The sequence below is a fragment of the Candidatus Spongiisocius sp. genome, from assembly GCF_965221825.1.
Taxonomy (GTDB): Bacteria; Actinomycetota; Acidimicrobiia; order Spongiisociales; family Spongiisociaceae; genus Spongiisocius.
In genome coordinates, this window is record NZ_OZ244917.1 from 613871 (window position 1) to 631765 (window position 17895).

The 17895-nt window shown below is 68.0% G+C and carries 23 protein-coding genes and 1 tRNA gene; 3 read left to right on the forward strand and 21 right to left on the reverse strand.

What is annotated here, in order from left to right; all coding sequences use genetic code 11:
- Positions 1-17: 17 nt before the first annotated feature.
- Both ACOQPD_RS02845 and ACOQPD_RS02850 read left to right on the forward strand, forming a co-directional pair.
- On the forward strand, positions 18-578 hold the full coding sequence (locus tag ACOQPD_RS02845; protein WP_420613395.1) for a phosphoribosyltransferase family protein: 561 nt from the start codon (positions 18-20) through the stop codon (positions 576-578).
- Positions 571-1068 carry a PaaI family thioesterase gene (locus ACOQPD_RS02850; protein WP_420613396.1) on the forward strand — a complete coding sequence of 166 codons (498 nt, stop codon included), beginning with the start codon at positions 571-573 and terminating at the stop codon, positions 1066-1068. Before ACOQPD_RS02845 ends, ACOQPD_RS02850 begins: the two co-directional genes overlap by 8 nt.
- A gap of 69 nt (positions 1069-1137) precedes the next feature.
- Here the strand turns inward: ACOQPD_RS02850 and ACOQPD_RS02855 are convergent, their stop codons facing one another.
- The 16 genes from ACOQPD_RS02855 to ACOQPD_RS02930 all read right to left on the reverse strand — a co-directional run bounded on the left by ACOQPD_RS02855 (position 1138) and on the right by ACOQPD_RS02930 (position 12666).
- Positions 1138-1458, reverse strand: a complete 321-nt coding sequence (locus ACOQPD_RS02855; RefSeq protein WP_420613397.1) for a hypothetical protein — start codon at positions 1456-1458, stop codon at positions 1138-1140.
- Positions 1459-1495: 37 nt separating this feature from the next.
- Positions 1496-1990 carry a 2-amino-4-hydroxy-6-hydroxymethyldihydropteridine diphosphokinase gene (folK, locus tag ACOQPD_RS02860; protein ID WP_420613398.1) on the reverse strand — a complete coding sequence of 165 codons (495 nt, stop codon included), beginning with the start codon at positions 1988-1990 and terminating at the stop codon, positions 1496-1498.
- Positions 1987-2868, reverse strand: a complete 882-nt coding sequence (gene folB, locus ACOQPD_RS02865) for a dihydroneopterin aldolase (protein ID WP_420613399.1) — start codon at positions 2866-2868, stop codon at positions 1987-1989. Before folB ends, folK begins: the two co-directional genes overlap by 4 nt.
- Positions 2869-2910: 42 nt before the next feature.
- Complete coding sequence (locus tag ACOQPD_RS02870) at positions 2911-3387, reverse strand: hypothetical protein (protein WP_420613400.1); 477 nt, start codon at positions 3385-3387, stop codon at positions 2911-2913.
- Complete coding sequence (gene folP, locus ACOQPD_RS02875) at positions 3371-4234, reverse strand: dihydropteroate synthase (protein WP_420613401.1); 864 nt, start codon at positions 4232-4234, stop codon at positions 3371-3373. The genes ACOQPD_RS02870 and folP overlap by 17 nt, the downstream gene beginning before the upstream one ends.
- Positions 4231-4812: a GTP cyclohydrolase I FolE gene (gene folE / locus ACOQPD_RS02880; protein WP_420613402.1), complete on the reverse strand. Its 582-nt coding sequence runs from the start codon at positions 4810-4812 to the stop codon at positions 4231-4233. The genes folP and folE overlap by 4 nt, the downstream gene beginning before the upstream one ends.
- A 2-nt stretch (positions 4813-4814) precedes the next feature.
- Entirely contained in the window at positions 4815-6740 is a 1926-nt protein-coding gene (ftsH, locus tag ACOQPD_RS02885) for an ATP-dependent zinc metalloprotease FtsH (RefSeq protein ID WP_420613403.1), read from the reverse strand.
- 162 nt (positions 6741-6902) lie between these two features.
- Positions 6903-7430 carry a hypoxanthine phosphoribosyltransferase gene (hpt, locus tag ACOQPD_RS02890; protein ID WP_420613404.1) on the reverse strand — a complete coding sequence of 176 codons (528 nt, stop codon included), beginning with the start codon at positions 7428-7430 and terminating at the stop codon, positions 6903-6905.
- Positions 7409-8761, reverse strand: a complete 1353-nt coding sequence (tilS, locus tag ACOQPD_RS02895) for a tRNA lysidine(34) synthetase TilS (protein ID WP_420613405.1) — start codon at positions 8759-8761, stop codon at positions 7409-7411. The genes hpt and tilS overlap by 22 nt, the downstream gene beginning before the upstream one ends.
- The gene (locus ACOQPD_RS02900) at positions 8740-9777 is read right to left on the reverse strand and encodes a zinc-dependent metalloprotease (RefSeq protein WP_420613406.1); all 1038 of its coding nucleotides are present in this window, start codon (positions 9775-9777) and stop codon (positions 8740-8742) included. Before ACOQPD_RS02900 ends, tilS begins: the two co-directional genes overlap by 22 nt.
- A 46-nt stretch (positions 9778-9823) precedes the next feature.
- On the reverse strand, positions 9824-10153 hold the full coding sequence (locus ACOQPD_RS02905) for a hypothetical protein (RefSeq protein WP_420613407.1): 330 nt from the start codon (positions 10151-10153) through the stop codon (positions 9824-9826).
- Entirely contained in the window at positions 10150-11094 is a 945-nt protein-coding gene (locus ACOQPD_RS02910; protein WP_420614422.1) for an oxygenase MpaB family protein, read from the reverse strand. The genes ACOQPD_RS02905 and ACOQPD_RS02910 overlap by 4 nt, the downstream gene beginning before the upstream one ends.
- A gap of 21 nt (positions 11095-11115) precedes the next feature.
- A complete protein-coding gene (locus tag ACOQPD_RS02915; protein ID WP_420613408.1) occupies positions 11116-11352 on the reverse strand; it encodes a zf-HC2 domain-containing protein in 237 nt (78 codons plus the stop codon).
- Positions 11352-11930, reverse strand: coding sequence for a sigma-70 family RNA polymerase sigma factor (locus ACOQPD_RS02920; protein WP_420613409.1), 579 nt, complete (start codon positions 11928-11930; stop codon positions 11352-11354). The genes ACOQPD_RS02915 and ACOQPD_RS02920 overlap by 1 nt, the downstream gene beginning before the upstream one ends.
- Before the next feature lie 98 nt (positions 11931-12028).
- Positions 12029-12100, reverse strand: a tRNA-Thr gene (locus tag ACOQPD_RS02925).
- Positions 12091-12666 carry a lysophospholipid acyltransferase family protein gene (locus tag ACOQPD_RS02930; RefSeq protein ID WP_420613410.1) on the reverse strand — a complete coding sequence of 192 codons (576 nt, stop codon included), beginning with the start codon at positions 12664-12666 and terminating at the stop codon, positions 12091-12093. Before ACOQPD_RS02930 ends, ACOQPD_RS02925 begins: the two co-directional genes overlap by 10 nt.
- Here ACOQPD_RS02930 and ACOQPD_RS02935 point away from each other — a divergent pair.
- Positions 12656-12826: a hypothetical protein gene (locus ACOQPD_RS02935; protein ID WP_420613411.1), complete on the forward strand. Its 171-nt coding sequence runs from the start codon at positions 12656-12658 to the stop codon at positions 12824-12826. The genes ACOQPD_RS02930 and ACOQPD_RS02935 overlap by 11 nt on opposite strands.
- Here the strand turns inward: ACOQPD_RS02935 and ACOQPD_RS02940 are convergent.
- The 5 genes from ACOQPD_RS02940 to ACOQPD_RS02960 all read right to left on the reverse strand — a co-directional run bounded on the left by ACOQPD_RS02940 (position 12802) and on the right by ACOQPD_RS02960 (position 17789).
- Positions 12802-13815 (reverse strand): potassium channel family protein, encoded by a 1014-nt coding sequence (locus tag ACOQPD_RS02940; RefSeq protein ID WP_420613412.1) that lies wholly within the window; start codon positions 13813-13815, stop codon positions 12802-12804. The two genes, ACOQPD_RS02935 and ACOQPD_RS02940, sit on opposite strands and share 25 nt — an antisense overlap.
- 93 nt (positions 13816-13908) lie before the next feature.
- The gene (locus tag ACOQPD_RS02945) at positions 13909-14574 is read right to left on the reverse strand and encodes an O-methyltransferase (protein WP_420613413.1); all 666 of its coding nucleotides are present in this window, start codon (positions 14572-14574) and stop codon (positions 13909-13911) included.
- Positions 14575-14724: 150 nt separating this feature from the next.
- Complete coding sequence (locus tag ACOQPD_RS02950; protein WP_420613414.1) at positions 14725-15795, reverse strand: ATP-binding protein; 1071 nt, start codon at positions 15793-15795, stop codon at positions 14725-14727.
- Positions 15795-16394 carry a dTMP kinase gene (gene tmk / locus ACOQPD_RS02955; RefSeq protein ID WP_420613415.1) on the reverse strand — a complete coding sequence of 200 codons (600 nt, stop codon included), beginning with the start codon at positions 16392-16394 and terminating at the stop codon, positions 15795-15797. Before tmk ends, ACOQPD_RS02950 begins: the two co-directional genes overlap by 1 nt.
- A gap of 30 nt (positions 16395-16424) precedes the next feature.
- Entirely contained in the window at positions 16425-17789 is a 1365-nt protein-coding gene (locus ACOQPD_RS02960; protein WP_420614423.1) for an MFS transporter, read from the reverse strand.
- Positions 17790-17895 lie beyond the last annotated feature (106 nt).

A 17895-nucleotide genomic window follows, 5' to 3' on the forward strand; every position in this document is an offset into this window, starting at 1 on the left:
GTTATTGTGCAGCCCGCATGGATCTCGAGCGCTACATACTTGAGCGGTCAAGCGTCAGCGGCGATATCATCAGCGCCGACACCTTCCTGAACCATCGGGTCGATCCCACCGTCATGGTCGAGTTCGGTCGCCGGATCGCCGCCATCGCCGCTCCGCTCCGGCCGGATGTCATCGTCACCGCCGAGGCGAGCGGGATACCTCCCGCCCTGACCGCCGCCTCGGAACTGGGTCTCCCCATGGTCTATGCCAAGAAGTACGTCCTGCCGGGACCGAGGGAGGCCGTGAGCAAGGAGGTCCGGTCGGCCACGAAGGGTTTCGAGTACACGATCGAGATCCGCCGCCACGTGCTCCAGCCCGGGATGAGGGCACTGGTCGTCGACGACTTCCTCGCCCAGGGGCGAACCGCGCTGGCGCTGGGCGAGATAGTCGAGGAGCTCGGCTGCGAGATGCTGGGGGCCGTGTTCGCCATCGAGAAGGCCTGGGTGGGCGCCCGCCGCCTGATCGAAGAACGGGGTTGGCCGGTCTGGTCGGTTACCCGGGTGGTGTCGGTCGACGGCGGCGTGATCCGGTTTGGCTGAACCCGTCCCGCCGGTCGCCCGGATAGTCGATGCTCTCCGGCGACATACCGGCGACGAGTGCTTCGCCTGCGGGCGGGCCAACCCGATAGGCCTTCACCTGGACGACTTCGACATCCGGGGAGACGACGTGGTGGCGACCTTCAACGCCCGCGACGACCTCCAAGGCACCATCGGCAACCTCCATGGCGGGATCGCCGCCACCGCCCTGGACGAGATCCTTGTGTGGGCCGGGATCCTCCAGGAGCAGGTCCTGTCGGTGACGGGGAAGCTGGAACTGCGCTACCGGCGCCCGGTCGGTGTCAGCGGGATGGTCGATCTACGGGCACGGGTCGAGGAGCGCAGGGGCAACCGGCTGGTGATCAGCGGATCGCTCGATGCGGGCGACGGCGCCAGGAGCGTGACCGCCAAGGGCCTGTATCTGGTGAGCCACACCATCGCCGAGATCATGGAAGCGACCGGGCTACAGGAGGGAGCCGAAGCCTCCCGTTGACCTCCGAAGGATGGCGAATGCTCGAAGCAGCGATAGCAGGCCAAGCCCCTCGGTTGGACCGTTCCGCGTTTAACGAAGGCGGTCGGTCCAGTCGGCCAGGCCCGAGTAGTGGGACCGGGCGTTCTCCCAGCGGCGGTGTTTCTCGACCCGGCTGACGATGCGGGAGATCACCCGGACGGCCGCGGCCACCATGAGGAGCGCGAGGCAGATGCGGGCGGCCACCGCCGGTCCGGTCAGGAAAGCGGTGTCGCACCTGGCTAGACCATCGGCGCACACGCCATATCCCGTGCCGCCGGTCAGCAGGCTGACCAGCATCACCAGGGGGATAACGGCCAGCAGCAGGGCGACCAGGATCAGCAACCCGCGAATTGCCTTCAGGAAACCGATCACGACCGGCAGTCTAGGAGCGAACCGGAAAGAACCGGGGTTAACGCCCGGTGGGCCAACCGGGCACGTCGATAGGAGTCACTGCCTGGCCGGATACAGCCTCGAGCATATCGGCCACCGGGGTGCCGTCCGGGTCACGGGCATCCGGCCACACCTCGACCAGGGGTTCCAGGACGAACCGGCGCTGCCGGTAGCGGGGATGGGGAACCTCCACGGACGCCGTGCAGATGCTGCGGTCGCCATACAGGATGAGGTCGAGATCGATGAGCCTGGGACCCCATCGCGGTCCTCTCACCCTGCCCATCTCCCGTTCTATGCCGAGAAGCCGATCCACCACTTTCACCGGATCGAGTTCGGTCTCAACCACGACCACCGTGTTGTAGAAGGGTTCCTGATCGACCATGCCTTGCGGAGCGGTCTCGTACACGCCCGAAGTCGCCACCACCCTCCCCAGTGCCCGGATGCGTTCCAGCGCGTCGACCAGGTTGACCGCCCGGTCGCCCAGGTTCGTGCCGAGGGCGACGACCGCCCTCACTCCGGCGGCAACTCCGGTCCGGGAAGTGGCCGGACCACCGTCACCGAGACGTCCTCGAACTCCACCCCGATGGGCGCCTCCGGCTTGTGCACCGTCACCTCCGCCCGAACCACCCGGCCGTCCTCGAGGACCAGATCGGCCACCCGCTCGGCCACCCGCTCGATCAGGTTCCACCGCTCACCTGATACCCGCCGGTGGATCGCCTCCGCCAGGATCCCGTAGTCGAGCGTGGACCGGAGTTCATCGGTCGTGCCGGGCTCGGACAGATCGAGACAGGCCTTGACGTCCACCACGAAGGTCTGGCCTTCGGCGCGCTCCCGCTCCATGACCCCGTGGTGGGCGCGAACCCGCAGCCCACGCAGTGTTATCGAGTCGGCAGGATCCGCCGCCGCAGGTCCCCTGCCCTCGGGAGCGACACTCGCCTGGTCCTGTTGGTCGCCCGTGCCTTCGGAGAGGAGCTGGATGATCGTCTGCCGCGCCCTAGGCAGGTCGTAGCCCAGCTTCTCCAGCACCTGGGCGGCCACCCCGTCGCCCTCACGGACCAAACCCAGCAGGATGTGCCCCGTACCGATGTAGTTGTGCCCGAGCTGCAGTGCTTCCCGGAGGCTCAACTCCAGCACCTTCTTCGCCCGGGGAGTGAACGAGATGTGACCGGACGGCATCCGGCGGCCCTGCCCGACGATGTCCACCACCTCGCTCCGCACCGGGTCGAACCGGACACCGAGGCTCAGCAACCCTCGAGCCGCCACTCCTTCCCCCTCTTGGATGAGGCCGAGCAGGACGTGCTCGGTACCGATGTAGTCGTGGTTGAGAAGCCGCGCATTCTCCTGGGCAAGCACCACCACCCTGCGGGCCCGGTCGGTGAAGCGTTCGAACATCAGTGCGCCTACCCGGAATCGTGGAACCGGGAAGGCGGCAAGTCAGGCCGGGGACGGTATGAGAGCCCGCCCGCCGGGACCGAGGGGGCGTCCGATGATCTCCTGGATGACCATCGCCGCCACGCGCGGATCATCCACCAGCCCGGTGAAGACCACGAACCCGGCCAGGATGCCTCCCACCGTATCGTCTACGAAGTCCCGGTGGACGAGGACCTTGCAGTCGGGGTCGGCAAGGGCCTTTTCCAGGATCTCGAAGGCGTGCGCGACCGCCTCCTCTTCGTGATCGTTGTCAACCGGCGCCAGATGGACCTCTATGCCGGCCCTCTCGTAGCTGCGAACGTTCTGGTTGCCGGGGAGCAGCGACACCACGGTGTTGAATCCGGCCTCCACCAGCCAGGAAATCTCTTGCTCGCGCCGGACCCGCCGATGCTGGATGCCCTGACCGCCCACCCGAGATGATGTGGCGAGGCGATCCTGGATAACCCAGGCGAAGTCTCGTGGCTCACTGCCGGTCGGCATCACCCTCATCCATAACAGCCACCATAGCGTCAGCCAGAGCCAGCGCATCCCGTGTGGACGGCACGTCGTGAACCCTCATGACCGAGGCGCCGAGGATGGCGCCGATACCCGACGCCACCGCGGTGACACCGTCTCTCTCCTCCACGGGCCGGTCGGTGAGCGCGCCGAGGAAGGCCTTCCTCGACACCCCTACGAGGACCGGCCGGCCCAGCTGCGCCAACTCGGGTAAGCCGTTGAGCAGGGCCAGGTTGTGATGAAGGGTCTTGCCGAAGCCGATTCCCGGATCGACCGCGATCGCTCGCGGGTCGACGCCCGCCGCCGCCGCCGCCTCGATCCTCCCGCGCAGGTACTCGCCGACCTCGGCGACCACGTCGGCGTAATGGGGATCGATTTGCATGGTGCGCGGATTGCCGCGCATGTGCATGAGGACCACGCCCACCCCGGCGGATGCACACAGGCGAGCCATCGCGGGGTCCTCGAGAGCCGTGACGTCGTTCAGCACCGCCGCTCCGACCCCGATGGCCGCCTCGGCCACCCCCGGTTTCGTCGTGTCGATCGACACCAGCACGCCGGCGGATACCAACCTCTCGACCACTCCGGCAACCCGCCCGACCTCCTCCTGCTCGGAAACCTCGGCTGCGCCCGGTCGGGTGGATTCGCCTCCCACGTCCACGATGTGGGCGCCCTGGCGCCACATCCGGAGACCCCAGGCGACCGCCGAGTCCTCCGACGGGTAACGCCCGCCGTCCGAGAAGGAGTCGGGCGTGATATTGACCACCCCCATAACGATGGTGCCCCGGTTCGGGTCGAGGACGGCACCCCTTACGTGCCACCTCGGTCGCCTCACACGCGGCCCCGATTGATCAGCGAGAACGCTTCGGCCCGGGTGGCGGCGCTGCGCCGGAACTGTCCGCGGACCGCCGAGGTCTGGGTGACCGCACCCGGCTTCTCCACGCCGCGCATCTCCATGCATAGGTGTCGAGCCTCAACGACCACCAATGCGCCACGGGGCGACAGCACCTCCACGAGGGCATCGGCCACCTGGGTGGTGAGCCTCTCCTGCATCTGGGGCCGCCGGGCGAAACCGTCGACCAGGCGCGCCAGTTTGGAGAGCCCGGTCACCCGGCCGTCCGGCACGTAGGCCACGTGGGCGGTGCCGTAGAAGGGGAGCAGATGGTGCTCGCACATCGAATAGAACGGGATGTCGCGCACCAGCACCATCTCATCGTGCTGGTCGGCCACGAATACCCGGTAGAGATCCTCCCTGGGGTCGCGCCGGATCCCGTCGAATACCTCGGCGTACATGCGAGCCACCCGCAGCGGGGTCTCGCTGAGACCCTCCCGGTCGGGGTCCTCGCCGATCGCCTCCAGTATCTGTCGCACGGCGTCGCGGATCGCAGCCTGGTCGATGGCCCGGCCGCTCATGATCAGCGAGAGATCGGATCGGTGGCCCTGGCGGCCGCCACCCCCTCCACCAGCCCCGGACTGCCGCTCGGCGCCCGGATGCGGGGATCCGAGCCGTGCCTGGCCTCCCACTTCGGTACATCGGCGAGGATCTCAGTGATCTCGTCCGCGGCCAGGGTCTCCGCCTCGATCAGCCGGTCGGCCAGCCGGTGCAGCGCCTCCAAATGGGTGGTGAGTATCCGCCTGGCCTCCTCATGGGCCTGTCCGAGCAGTGCCCGAACTTCGTCATCGATCGCCGCGGCCACATCGTTGGAATAGTCCTGCTGGCTCGAATAGTCCCGCCCGAGGAACACCTCGGCGTGGTTCTTCCCGTACTTCATGGGACCGAGTTCGTCGCTCATCCCGTACTCCATGACCATACGCCGGGCCTGCTCGGTGGCCTTTTCGATGTCGTTGGACGCACCGGTGGTCGGGTCGACGAAGATCAATTCCTCCGCGGCCCGGCCCCCCATCAGCATGGCCAGTTGGTCGGTCAGCTCCGACCGGCGCATGTAGTTCCGGTCTTCCGTCGGCAGCGCCAGCGTGTAGCCGCCCGCCCGGCCCCGGGGGATGATGGTCACCTTGTGGATCGGGTCGGCGTTGGGCAGGGCGAAACCGACCAGGGCGTGTCCCCCCTCGTGGTATGCGGTGACCCTCTTCTCGTGGTCGCTCATCACCCTGCTCTTGCGCTCGGGGCCCGCGATCACCCGGTCGATGGCCTCCTCGAGCTCGCTGGGCTCGACCAACTCCTTGTCCCGGCGCGCCGCCAAAAGAGCGGCTTCGTTGATCAGGTTGGCGAGATCGGCGCCGGTGAATCCGGGGGTCTGGCGGGCAATGGCCTCCATATCCACATCCTCGGAGACCGGCTTGCCCTTGGCGTGGACTTCGAGGATGGCCCTCCGGCCCCTGAGATCGGGACGATCGACCACGACCTGGCGGTCAAAACGGCCCGGCCGGAGCAGGGCCGGATCGAGGATGTCGGGCCGGTTGGTGGCGGCGATCACGATCACCCCGCTGGCCACGTCGAAACCGTCCAGCTCGACAAGAAGCTGGTTCAGCGTCTGCTCGCGTTCGTCGTGGCCCCCACCGAGACCGGCGCCCCGGTGCCGTCCCACCGCATCGATCTCGTCGATGAAGATGATGGCCGGCGCAGACGACTTGGCCTTCTCGAAAAGGTCACGGACCCGGCTGGCGCCCACACCCACGAACATCTCGACGAAGTCCGACCCCGAGATCGAGAAGAACGGGACCCCGGCCTCACCGGCCACCGCCCGGGCCAGAAGTGTCTTGCCGGTGCCGGGAGGCCCGTAGAGGAGGACCCCCTTGGGAATCTTGGCGCCCATCGCCCGGAACTTCTGCGGGGACGCCAGGAAGTCCTTGATCTCTCCCAGCTCCTCGATGGCCTCCTTGAGCCCGGCCACATCCTCGAAGGTGACCTTGGGCTGGTCCTTGGTCACCTGCTTGGCCTTCGCCTTGCCGAACTGCATGATCCGGCTACCACCGCTCTGCATCTGCATTATCACGAAGATCATGAAACCGAAGATCAGGAGCCACGGAAGGAAACCGACGATCAGAGCCCAGAACCCGGGGGGCTCGGGATCGATGACGACCTTGACATCGTTGCCGAGGAGGAGTTCGGTGAGCGTTCCCTCATAGTCCGGCGTGTAGAGAACCCGGAACTCGGTCGGTACGTCCGGGACGGTGACTCCCGGGGCCAGCGCGCCCTCCACGGCGTCGGAATTCGCGAGGATGGTCACTTCGGCGACGGAGCCGTTCTCCACCAGCTCCTCGAATACGTTCAGATCGATCTCGCCAGATTCGGCCGGCTGGTTCAGGAACCGCTGACCCAGCAGCACCAGAGCCATCACCACGAGACCGTATAGAACGATGGTGCGGGTGGTCCTACTCAATATCCCTTCCCCATGTTGCTGCCGTGGCGCGGCGAGAGACCCGGTGAGCCCGGAATCGTGGCGTAGCGGAGATTCGCGGTCCCCATCCTACGGGAGAAACGAGCCTACACGAAGATGTAATCCGCACCACGGGGGCGCTCCCCACCGCCTTGCGGGCCTCACCTATAGCGAATGCTCGTCCAGGACCCCGACATAGGGAAGGTTGCGGTAGAGCTGGTCGAAGTCCAGGCCGTAGCCGACCACGAACTCGGGACCGATCCGGAAGCCCACGTATCTGGCCTCGACCGGGACCCGTTGAGTCCCCTCCTTCAACAGCAGCGTGGCCAGTTCGATCGAACTCGGGTTCCTCAACCTGAGGGTTCGCAACAGGTAATCGAGGGTGAGCCCAGAATCCACGATGTCCTCCACCAGGAGCACGTGGCGACCGGCGATCTCCTCATCCAGGTCCTTGAGGATCCGCACCACACCCGAAGACTTGGTACTCGAGCCGTACGAGGACACCGCCATGAAGTCGAACTCCACCGGGATGCTGATATGCCGGGCCAGGTCGGCCATCACCATGAAGGCCCCCCGTAGCACGCCCACCACCAGCAGCCTCTCGCCGTGATAGTCACGGGAGATCTCCTCGCCCATCTCGCGCAGGCGGTGGGCGATCTCCTCCTCACTGATCAAGACCCGACCGGCTTCCACCGCCCCTCCCTCGTTGCCTCTACCTCGACGTACCCCATCGTATCCTCGTCGACCCATCCGCGGTAAGCCCGGCGGACTCCGGGAACCCATAACACCTCACCACCTACTGCCAGCACCGGCCATCCCGGCCGCTCGGCGGGCGGGATACGGGCCTCGGACAGCGCGTCCGCCACCCGCTTGCCTCCCCGTGCCATGGCGATCCGGTCATCACCCCCTGCCGGCCTGACCATCGCCCCGCTCCGGGGCAGGGCGCGGGCGTCGAAGACCTGGCGCCACCGGGAAAGGGGAAAGACCTCGGGACGCCCCGGATGCTCGCGGGCCTCCCAGTTCCAGGCGCCCCAGCGGGTTGCTCCCGGCACGGACAGAGGCGTCGGCGTCGGTCCGGCAGGCCGGTCCCCGGTGCCGATCACCACGTAAGCCCCCACCCGGGCTACCGGGTGTCCACCGGAGACACGACCTTCCGTGCCGTCCACGGCCGCTCTCAGCACCACATCGACGTCACGCCGGACGCCCGGGTAACCCTCACCGATCGTCCGCAGGGCCCGCCGGACCACCCGGGCCGCTAGGGCCGCCGGCAACGTGCGGATCTCGCCGGCCGCGACCCGCACCGAGCCCCCGAGGCTCTCCACCCGGCCGGCCGCGCTCGCCCGGTCGAGGAAGGCCAGGTCGGTCTCGACCAGCCGTGCCAGATCGGCCAGCCTCCGGCCGATGCCGGGGGCCAGCGTGCGCTCCCATCCGGCCAGGGCGCGCCGGATCCTGACCCGCCGGTAGGAAGCATCCTGGTTGGCCGGGTCGTCGGCGAACGGCAACCCCAGCAATGCAGCCAGCTCCCGGATCTGCGTCCGGGTCACGTCGAGCAGGGGACGCACCAGAGCGGGACGGTGCCGGTGGATACCTCTCAGCCCGTCCAGCCCGGATCCCCACAGGAGGTTGCCGAGTACCGTCTCGGCCTGGTCGTCAAGGGTATGGCCGGTGACGATCCGCTCCCCTGTGCCGAGCCCGCGCTCGAGGGCTTGGTAGCGCGCCTCGCGGGCCACGGCCTCGGGCGAGCCCGACCGGGACGTGTCCACCGCCACGACCGCCAACTCGAGGCCGAGCCGGTCCGCAACTGCCCTGGCCGCCGACTGCATCCGATCCGAGCCGGGCCAGCCGTGGTGGACATGCACGGCCCGGTGGCGCCACCCGCACTCCCGGAGCGCCCACGCCAGGACCGCGCTGTCGGCGCCTCCGCTCAGAGCCACCACCAGCGGGCCGGACCCGTCGCCGAGCGCCCGGCCGACCAGAGAGACGACCTCGGCGCCGAGTTGCCCTACGCGACGCGAGCCAACCACGCCTCGGGGGCCTTGATCTCCGCTCTGGTGGGCAGGGTCTCGGGAGACTCCCAGGCCCGGTCCACCGCCGACCATCCGGCCCGCTGCTCCACAGCCAGGATGAACTCGCGTCCCTCGTCGTACTGTCGCAGCTTCATCTCCAACCCGGTGAGGCGCAACAGCGCCTTGACACGGGGATTGTGCCGTCGGCGGGTGAAGAGGTCGGACATCCGTTTCCACGTGGCCAGATGCCGCTGCCCGATCCGGTCCATCACCACATGCCCGTGTCCCTCGACCAGCGACATGAGCGCTTGCACGCGGTCGAGGTGCTCCAACTCGCCGGGGGTAGCCATCAAGCCCAGTACTCCGGCCTCTCCCACCGGGGGCCTGCCTTCCTTGATGGCCTGGCCCGCCCGGGACATGAGGATCTCCAAGCGCGACGGATCCTCGGGCGTGGACTGGGATACCAGGGTTCTGGCCAGGCCCAGAAAGTACTCCCGAAGCCAGGGAACACCCACGAACTGGAGCCGGTGCGTGACCTCGTGAAGCGCCACCCAGAACCGGAAATCGCCGGGACGGAGCTGGAACTTCCTCTCCATCTCCAGGATGTTGGGCGCGGGCAGGCAGATCTGGTCCGCCCGATCATCGGATGGGAGGAGGAGTTCGTACTGGCCCAGGACGCGCCGCGACAGCAACCCCAGCACGGCTCCGGTCTCCATCGCCATCAGGAGTCCGGCAAGGCGGTGGCCCGACCCGGTCTCCTCGGCATGCTCCTCCAACCTCTCCTCCACCGGACGCAGCAACTCGGCGAAGAAGGCCAGGTTGCGCTCCACCCAGGTGAGCCGGTCGATGACCAGCACGCCGGGCTCGCCCGGGCCGGAAAAGCCGGTCTCCTCCTCGACCATGGCGCCTGCTCGGCTGACAAGGGTGGGGGCCATCGACTCGAGACCGGCCAGGTGGTAGCTGTCGGCCAGCGGATAGGAGCCCGCCAGGTATCCGGCCACACGCAGCGTTCGGGCATGGTGCTCGGCTTGCATCAGTCGGGGTCCCACGGCAGCCGGGCCCTGCGCGGCCTCGGCGGGCTCACCTGATAACGCGGTAGCGGTTCTTGGTGACCCTCACGAAGTACATGATGATGGCGCCGACCACCGCGGCGGTACCGAGTAGCAGCGTGGCCGGTACCAGGAACCGGTAGGACCATTCGGGTTCGGGTTCCGCAGGTGGATCGTCGGGAACCGGAACGGCAGGCACGGGCACATCTGCCGCCGGGGTCTCCTCAGCCGCACCGGCCTGAAGGGGGGAAGCGACCAGCCAGACGCAGACGACCAACCCCACCAGCAACCAGGCGACGGACCCCTTGAACGCCCTGGTCTGTCCCGCCCCTGCCATGGCGAACGATTGTACCAGCCTCACCGATGGAACTCGTCCCCGCGGTCGGGTGACTGCCAGCCGGGCGGGATGTCGACGGGGAGGGGTTGGCGGAACACGCCCTCGGGAACCGGGCTGCCGGTGCGGATCAGCGCCAGGTTCCAGGTGGGCGAGAACCCCAGCACGGACCGGAGCAGCCTCACCCCCGCGGCGCCGGCCGTACGGCTGCCCCGCCGCAGCCGTATCCCGAGCAAGTGTCTGATCCGGCCGGGAATGGTCGAGACCGCCCCGAGGTAGAGGAGCCGGTAACCGACCTTCTGAACGCGGTCGAATGGCGGGTCCGCCAGGAAGTCCACCGCCGCCCGCATCCCGGGTGAAGGAGCCAGGTCCGGATGATCCCCCACCCAGCGGGAAAGCGAGGCCGCCTCTTCGGGCACCGGCTCGGCGCCCAGCATCCGACCGATTCGGGCCTGCTCCCGCACGAAGCGGTCGGCGTCGGCCGAGGTCAAGCCAGCCGCCCCGAATGCCCGGTGGGCGGCCAGGAACGAATCGGTCAGCACGTTGTGCACCCAGGCGGACAGGTCCGGAGCGGCTGCCGAGTAGGACCGTCCGCGGTGGGAGGTTCCCTCCACCCGGTCATGCGCACCACGGACCGCCTCGACGGCGCGCTCCACCTCCGGGCAGGCGCCGAAGGTGGTGGCGGTGACGTAGGCGGAGGTCCGGGACAGCCGGCCCAGCGGATCGACCCGGTAGCGGGAGTGGTCGGCGACCCCTGCAACCACCTCCGGATGGGCGCTCTGGATCAGCAAGGCTCTGATGCCGCCCACGAAGGCGGCCACGTCCGAGATCACCGACCAGGATGCGGACCCGGGACCGCACACGCCCGGGTCGCCGGGGAAGTCGAGTGTGTGGCGAAGCGGGTATTCGATGTGGCCGAACGGGCCCGTGGCGGAGGCTCGGACCCGGGTGCGCCACGACTCCCCCATCTTGTCCACGGGGCGGTGAAACTAGGAGGAGCGTTCGCGGATCAGGCGGCGGATACGCTCCACCACCTCGGGAGGAGCTTCGACGCGGGCCCGCTCACGGATGAACCCGCGTAGCCGTTTCTCGAATCGGTAGGCGCGTTCGCAGTTCAGACACTGCCTGAGGTGCAGCCGGATCCGGATCCGCCGGATGGCCCGTATCTCGCCGTCGAGATAGGAGTAGAGCCTGGACGCGGCCCGGAAACACGAGTTACGGCGCATCAATCCCCTTCCCCGTCGGTGGTACGGAACCCCCGCTCCTCCGCCGTATGCCACAATAGCTTCTGCAGCGCCCTTCTTCCGCGATGGAGCCTGGACATCACGGTTCCGATGGGAATCTCCAGCATTCCGGCGATTTCCTTGTAGGAGAATCCCTCGAGGTCGGCCATCAGCACCGGCATCCGGTACTTGCGGGGCAGCTTGTCGATCGCCCGCCGCACGTCCGACCCCTCCAGCTTCTCGAACACCTCGTCCTCCGCCGAGCGTGCCGCTCGATCGGTCTCGGCCGTGGCCACCCGCTTGTAGAGATAGAGGCCCTCCACCCCGTCCAGATCGACCTCGTGAGGCCGGCGCTGCTGCTGCCGGTACCGATTGATGAAGGTGTTGGTCAGGATCCGGTACAGCCAGGCGCGCAGGTTGGTCCCCTCCTGGAAGCCATCGTAACCCCGATAGGCCTTGAGGAAGGTCTCCTGCACCAGATCCTCGGCATCGGCCCGGTTGCGGGTCATGCGCAAGGCGGCCGAGTAGAGGGGATGTGCGTACTGCATCGCGTCCTGCTCGAAGTTCGCCCTGTCTGCCATCCGTCCCGTCCCGGCTACGCGCAGCCCATGAGCGATCGCCCTATTGAACCGGTCGGTGAGATCCCGCTTCCCGGCAAGCGAACCGCGTGATGCATGCGAGCCGGAGAGGGGATTCGAACCCCTGGCCTGCTCATTACGAGTGAGCTGCTCTACCCCTGAGCTACTCCGGCTGGTCCGGCAATTCTAGTGGTCGGCGACTCAAACCCTCATTCGCCGACGGGTAGGCGGCTTCCAGCAGGCGCAGTTCCCGGTGGAGGGCGGAACGGATGGACTCGTTGAGGGTTTCCACGGAACCGGGCTGTTCCAGGTGCGGCTTCGGGTCGATCGGTAATCCGACCACCACCCTGATAGGGGCGCGCCCTATCCTCAACCTGTCCATCGGCATGGCGTGCCGGCTCCCCCAGATGGCCACGGGGACGACCGGAACCGACGCCCGTACCGCCAACCAGGCTGCGCCGGTCTTGAGCGGGACCTCCCCCCAGGCCGCCACGCGCCGGCCTTCCGGGAACACGCCGATGGGGCGGCCCGCATCCAGGTGACGGAGTGCCGCCCTCAACGCCCGGAGCGGCCGGCGGTCGGTCCTGGAGACCGGGATGGAATCGAAGAGAGTGAGCACCGCATCGAGGGCCGGGTGGATACCCCAGATCTCGTCGAGGGCCAGGAACCGCACGGGCCGGCGCAGGGCCAGGCCCGCGATGGGCGGATCGAGCAACGAGAAGTGGTTGATGGCCGCCACGAAGGGACCCTTCGGTAAGGGCGCCCTGCGGACCACCGAATACGGGAACCAGATGGCCAGAACCCTCGCCAGCGGCCACAGCACCACCCAGGCGACCCTGCTCGTAAGCCCCCGGAGGGCGGCCGGAGCGATGGGTCAGGTCCCGGTGGCGTGGGTTTGAAGCTGCCGCAGGTGGTCCTCGGTGCCGAGCGCGATGATGATGTCCCCGGGTTCCAGCACAAACTGCCTATCCGGGTTGGTCAGGAAGGTCTCGTCTCGCCGGATCGCCAGGATGGTGCTCCCGGTCCGGTGCCGGATACCCGCTTCTCCCAGGGCGCGTCCTGCGAGTTGCGAGCCCGAAGCGATCTCGAAATGCGCCATCCGCACCTCGAACTCACCGTCCTGCATCACTACGTCGAGGAAGTCCACCACCTCCGGCTGCGCCACCAGGGCCGCCATGTGCGCCCCGCCGATCTGGTGGGGATTGACCACCCGGTCGGCGCCGGCCTGTCGAAGCTTGGCGATCGCCGCCCGGTGGTTGGCCCTGGCCACGATGAAGATCTCAGAGTTGACCGACCGGGCCGTCAACGCCACGAACAGGTTGTCCACGTCCGAGTCGAGGGCCAGGACCAGCGTACCGGCCCGCTCCAGCCCCGCCCGCTGCAGGACTGCGTCATCGGTGGCATCGCCTCGCACCGCGGGGATCTTGAACGAATCGTCCACCCGGTCAGGGAGCGACCGGTCCACGATGACCACCTGCCTCCCGCTCCGTACCATCTCCTCGCAGATCGCCTCCCCCACCTGGCCGTAGCCACACAGGATCACGTGATCGCTGAGCCGATCGATTCCTCGTTTCATCCTTCGCCTCCGGAAGTGTCCCGTAATCCTGGCCTCGAACATGGTGTCGATCAGAACCCCGAGGGTATACAGACCCGTGCCGGTCCCGAACAGGATCAGCAAGATCGTGAACACCTGATAGCGAGTGCCGAACGTGCCCAACTCCCGGTAGCCGACAGTCGAGATGGTGATGACCGTCTGGTAGAGGGCGTCGAGCCACGACAGGCCCAGCAGGACGTAGCCGATAGTTCCGAGAACGATTACCAGGGCCAGCAGGCCCATCCCGGCCCGGAACCGCGTCCAGCTGACCGAGTCGCCTTCGGGGGGACGCATGGAGGAACCGATCTTCATACCGTGAGGGTAGGCGGAGGGCCTCCCCCACCTGTGCAGGTCAGACCGTCGGCCATCCGGGCGCTGCGGTCGCCGTCAGACCTTGCGGGCCATGAGCAGGCCGTCCGCCACCGGCAGGAGCGTCACGCCGGCCACCCGACAGTCCCGACCTATCTCGGCGCTCAGATCCCGGAGGATGGAGGTCTGCGGACCGGTGTCGGCGGGGTCGAGCACCCGACCGCCCCAGAGGACGTTGTCCAGGATCACCAACCCGCCGGACCGCAGCAGGGACAGGCAGCGCTCGTAGTACCCGGGGTAATTCCCCTTGTCGGCGTCGATGAAGGCCAGATCGAACTCCCCATCCCTTCCTTCCCGGATCAAGCCGTCCAGAGTTTCGACGGCGGGACCGATCCGCAGATCTATCCGGTCCGCCACGCCCGCCCGCGCCCAGTAGCGGCGCGCCACATCGGTGTAGTCGACGCTCACGTCGCAGGCCACCAGCGTTCCACCGTCCCGCATCGCCCGGGCCATGCATAGGCTGCTGTAGCCGGTGAACACTCCCACCTCAATGATGCGGGTCGCGTCCATGAGCTTCACCAGCATGCCCATGAACTGGCCCTGGTCCGGTGAGATCTGCATGTTGGACTCGGGCAGGCGCCCGGTCACCTCCCTGAGCTCGCGGCCCAGGTCATCCTCCCGGAGAGAGACGGCCAGGATGTACTCGTACAGGTCGGGAGAGATGAACGGATTGCCGATGCTCATTCTGCTACCTCGTATCGCTCGCTCGCGTCATGTGAACCACCCGTCGTGATCCTAGAGGGTGCTCGAAGAGACGAGGATAGGTTGGCCTGCGATGCCTCCACCTGGAACTGCCGGACCTGCTTCCGGCCGCTGGACGTTTTTGAAACCCTCCTAGGCACCGTCGGCGAGACGGTTGAAGAGCCAGGTCAGCACCAGCCTGGGGCGCTGGTTCTGCCGGATCTGGACGCCGGCATCGATCACCAACTCCGCCGAGCGCGCCGCCGGACGGGCCGGCACCTTCGCCAGTTCGGTCCTCGGAACGTCCGGGTTGCGGACCGGTCCACCGTGCTGAACGGACGCCGCGTCCACGTACCAGGAGGCCAGCATGTCCAGGCCGGCGACCAGCAATGACATGCCGGTCCGCCGCAGGGCGCGGTCGTAACTGTCGCGTAACGCCTTGGTAACCGGGAGTCCGCGTGCCTTGAGGGCCTCGATTTCCTGCTCGCGGCGGACCTTGATCCCCTCCAGGAGCGGCTCATGGGCCTCGAGCATTTCCTCGGCCAGGCGGAAACCGTCGCCGGGCTCGGACGGGAGCCGGCCCGGAACCGCCAGCCATGAACTCCTGAACGTGGCCGCCTCGTCACCGATCACCATGTCCAGGGCCAGCCCAGGCCTTCCCCCCGCAATCCGGGCGATCATCGACGCCCTCTCCGCCTCGACCTTCCGTTCCACCAGCGCGGCCGCCAGTACTCCCTCCGGCACCCGGCCGAAGCGGACCATCCGGCAACGGCTCGCCACCGTGGCAGGGAGGTCGTCGGCCGACTCGGCAACCAGGACGAACACCGTCCGGGGCGGCGGCTCCTCCAGGGTCTTCAGAAGGGCGTTGGCCGCAGCCTCCGTCATCGTCGACGCCTCGTCGAGGATGAACACCTTCCGGTCGGCCTCCACGGGGCGCAGGTTGGCCGCTGTGATCGCCTCCCGGGACTGGCCGACCCCGAACCCGGCCCGGCCCTCGGGCTGGATCACCACCACATCGGGATGGCTGTTCCGCATCACCCGGTCCCTGCCCGCCTCCGACCGGCTCACCAGCTCCGCCGCGAAGGAGCGGGCCACGGTGGCCTTCCCGACGCCGGACGGCCCGGCGAACAGGTATGAATGGGCCGGGGACTTCGCCTCGGCGCCCAGCGCGTCCAGCGTGTCTCGGTGCCCGATGATCCCGGCGCCGATGGACAACCCTGACATCAGGCTCGGGCCTCCAAGGCGTCCCAGGCGGCGGCTACCACCTGCTCCATCGGGCGCCCACCGTCGATCACCACGAAGCGCTCCGGTTCTTCGCCGGCGAGTCTGGCGAAACCCTCGGCGACCGCCCGCTGGAACTGAAGCCCCTGGGAGCCGATCCGATCCGGCCTGGCCTGGCGCGCCAGACCCTGCTGCGGAGAAACGGTGAGCAGCACCACCACCTCGGGCCAGGTACCCGCCAGGCCGGGCCGGTTGATCCGGCGGACGCTATCCATGCCCAGCCGGCGGCCGGCACCCTGGTAGGCGAGCGACGAGTAGACGGAACGGTCGCTGAGCACCCAGGCTCCCCGGTCGAGAGCGGGACGGATCACCTCTGTGACGAGCTGGGACCGGGCCGCCGCGAACATCAGCGCCTCCGCCCAGGGCGTTACCGGAGGCCCGTCCAGGAGAATCTTCCGCAAGCCCTCCCCCACTGCGGTGCCACCCGGTTCGCGCACCCGTACCACCTCATGGCCCGCCTCCTCGATTAGGAGGGCCAGCGCGTTCGAGACGCTGGTCTTGCCGGCCCCGTCGATGCCTTCGAGCGCTACGTAGCGGTTCACCGCGTTACCGCCCCGCCGCCTCGGAACCGTTCAATCGCGGTACCCGGAATCGCCCCGACGGCCCCTCATCGAGCCGAAGGCGCGAGAGGCATCCCGGATCGACCGGCGCACCTCGGGGGGGACATCTTTGAGGAGAGCCGACCGGATGGCGATGATCAGCAACGAGCCCGTACCCAGGATCAGAACGCCGGACAACCCGAAGAGGTTCCGGATGCCGCTGTCGAACGGGGCGGGGAAGACGCCGTCGAGAGCGTTCGCCACCACCACCGCCAGTGCAAACGAAGCCAGCATGGCCATACGGACCAGCGTGAAAAGGGCTGCGAAGGTTCGTCCTCGGAGCGTGTCGTCCACCTCGCCATGGAGGTGGGTGAAGCCCGTGACGTAGGCCACACCGGTCCCGACCCCACCGACCAGCACCCACCCGGCCGCCCCGATGATGGTCTGGGCGAAGGCAGCCAGCGCGATGGCCAGACCGGCCAGGGCCAGGCTCAGGGCATAGGTCAGGTCGAAACGGGTCCGGTCGGAGCTGAACACGGCCACCCCCAACATGCCCAGACCCACCCCGACGCCCAGGGCCGTGACCAGCACCCCGAACCCGGTATCGCCTCCTCGCAGGACGGTCCGGGCGAACGACTGGCCCAGCGGCAGCAGAGCGCTCCCGCCGAACAGGGCCACCGCCATCCCGAACACAACCCGGCGGACGGTGCGGGTCCGGGTGACGAAGGCAAAGCCCTCCACCAGGTCGCGCAGGGGTTGCTTCCAGTCCCGACCCTGCCGGTCGCCGGCGCCGCTCCCCTCGGCCAGGGTCGGCTTGGGGATGCCGATGGTGGCCACGATCGCCCCGGAAACCAGGAAGGTGAGAGAGTCGAAGGCGAAGGCCAGGTCAGGGGCCCGGTCGATGGGACCCACCGCGCCCACCAGCGCGTAGAGGGCAGCCAGGCCCGACCAGGTGGCCGCGCCGATCGGAGCGGTTCCGTAGGCGGCGGCCGCGGAGAAGCTGTTGGCCTTCACCAGCTGCTCCGTGTCGACCAGCGTGGGCACGGCCGCCTCCCGAGCCGGTTGGCGAACCATGGTAAGGATCTCGAGTATCGAAGAGATTATGGCAATGGTGACGAGATCGTTGGCCAGGATCAGCCAGAGCACCACCACCGCACGCCCGGCGTCGGAGAGCACCATCGTCCACTTGCGGTCCAATCGATCCGCCAGTACGCCCGCCAGAGAACCCAGCAGCAGGCTCGGGATGATCCGGCTCACCAGGGGGACCAGGACCGCCGTGCTACCACCGATGCGTTCGGCCAGCGCCAGAGTGGCGAAGAACGTGATCCAGTCGCCCCACGAGGAGGCGGCGCTTGCCCACCAGAGCCTGGCGAAAGCGCCTTTCCGTACTAGTTCTATGGTCGTCCTCTAGGAGGGTACTGAAAGTGAATCTAGCGGGGTTCGCCGGTCGGCCAAGTACCCGGCTTAGCACCGGTCGCCGGGGGGCGACCCCTTGGCAAGGGCT

Coding starts and splice junctions, on each gene's coding strand:
- folB (WP_420613399.1), bottom strand. CDS start 2,868: ATGTTCGAACGCTTCACCGACCGGGCCCGCAGGGTGGTGGTGCTTGCC.
- ACOQPD_RS02910 (WP_420614422.1), bottom strand. CDS start 11,094: ATGGGGGAGTCGTGGCGCACCCGGGTCCGAGCCTCCGCCACGGGCCCG.
- folE (WP_420613402.1), bottom strand. CDS start 4,812: ATGAGCGGCCGGGCCATCGACCAGGCTGCGATCCGCGACGCCGTGCGA.
- ACOQPD_RS02920 (WP_420613409.1), bottom strand. CDS start 11,930: ATGGCAGACAGGGCGAACTTCGAGCAGGACGCGATGCAGTACGCACAT.
- ACOQPD_RS02915 (WP_420613408.1), bottom strand. CDS start 11,352: ATGCGCCGTAACTCGTGTTTCCGGGCCGCGTCCAGGCTCTACTCCTAT.
- ACOQPD_RS02940 (WP_420613412.1), bottom strand. CDS start 13,815: ATGCGTCCCCCCGAAGGCGACTCGGTCAGCTGGACGCGGTTCCGGGCC.
- ACOQPD_RS02870 (WP_420613400.1), bottom strand. CDS start 3,387: ATGCCGACCGGCAGTGAGCCACGAGACTTCGCCTGGGTTATCCAGGAT.
- ACOQPD_RS02950 (WP_420613414.1), bottom strand. CDS start 15,795: ATGTCAGGGTTGTCCATCGGCGCCGGGATCATCGGGCACCGAGACACG.
- ACOQPD_RS02900 (WP_420613406.1), bottom strand. CDS start 9,777: ATGCAAGCCGAGCACCATGCCCGAACGCTGCGTGTGGCCGGATACCTG.
- ACOQPD_RS02945 (WP_420613413.1), bottom strand. CDS start 14,574: ATGAGCATCGGCAATCCGTTCATCTCTCCCGACCTGTACGAGTACATC.
- ACOQPD_RS02845 (WP_420613395.1), top strand. CDS start 18: ATGGATCTCGAGCGCTACATACTTGAGCGGTCAAGCGTCAGCGGCGAT.
- ACOQPD_RS02935 (WP_420613411.1), top strand. CDS start 12,656: ATGGCCGCCACGAAGGGACCCTTCGGTAAGGGCGCCCTGCGGACCACC.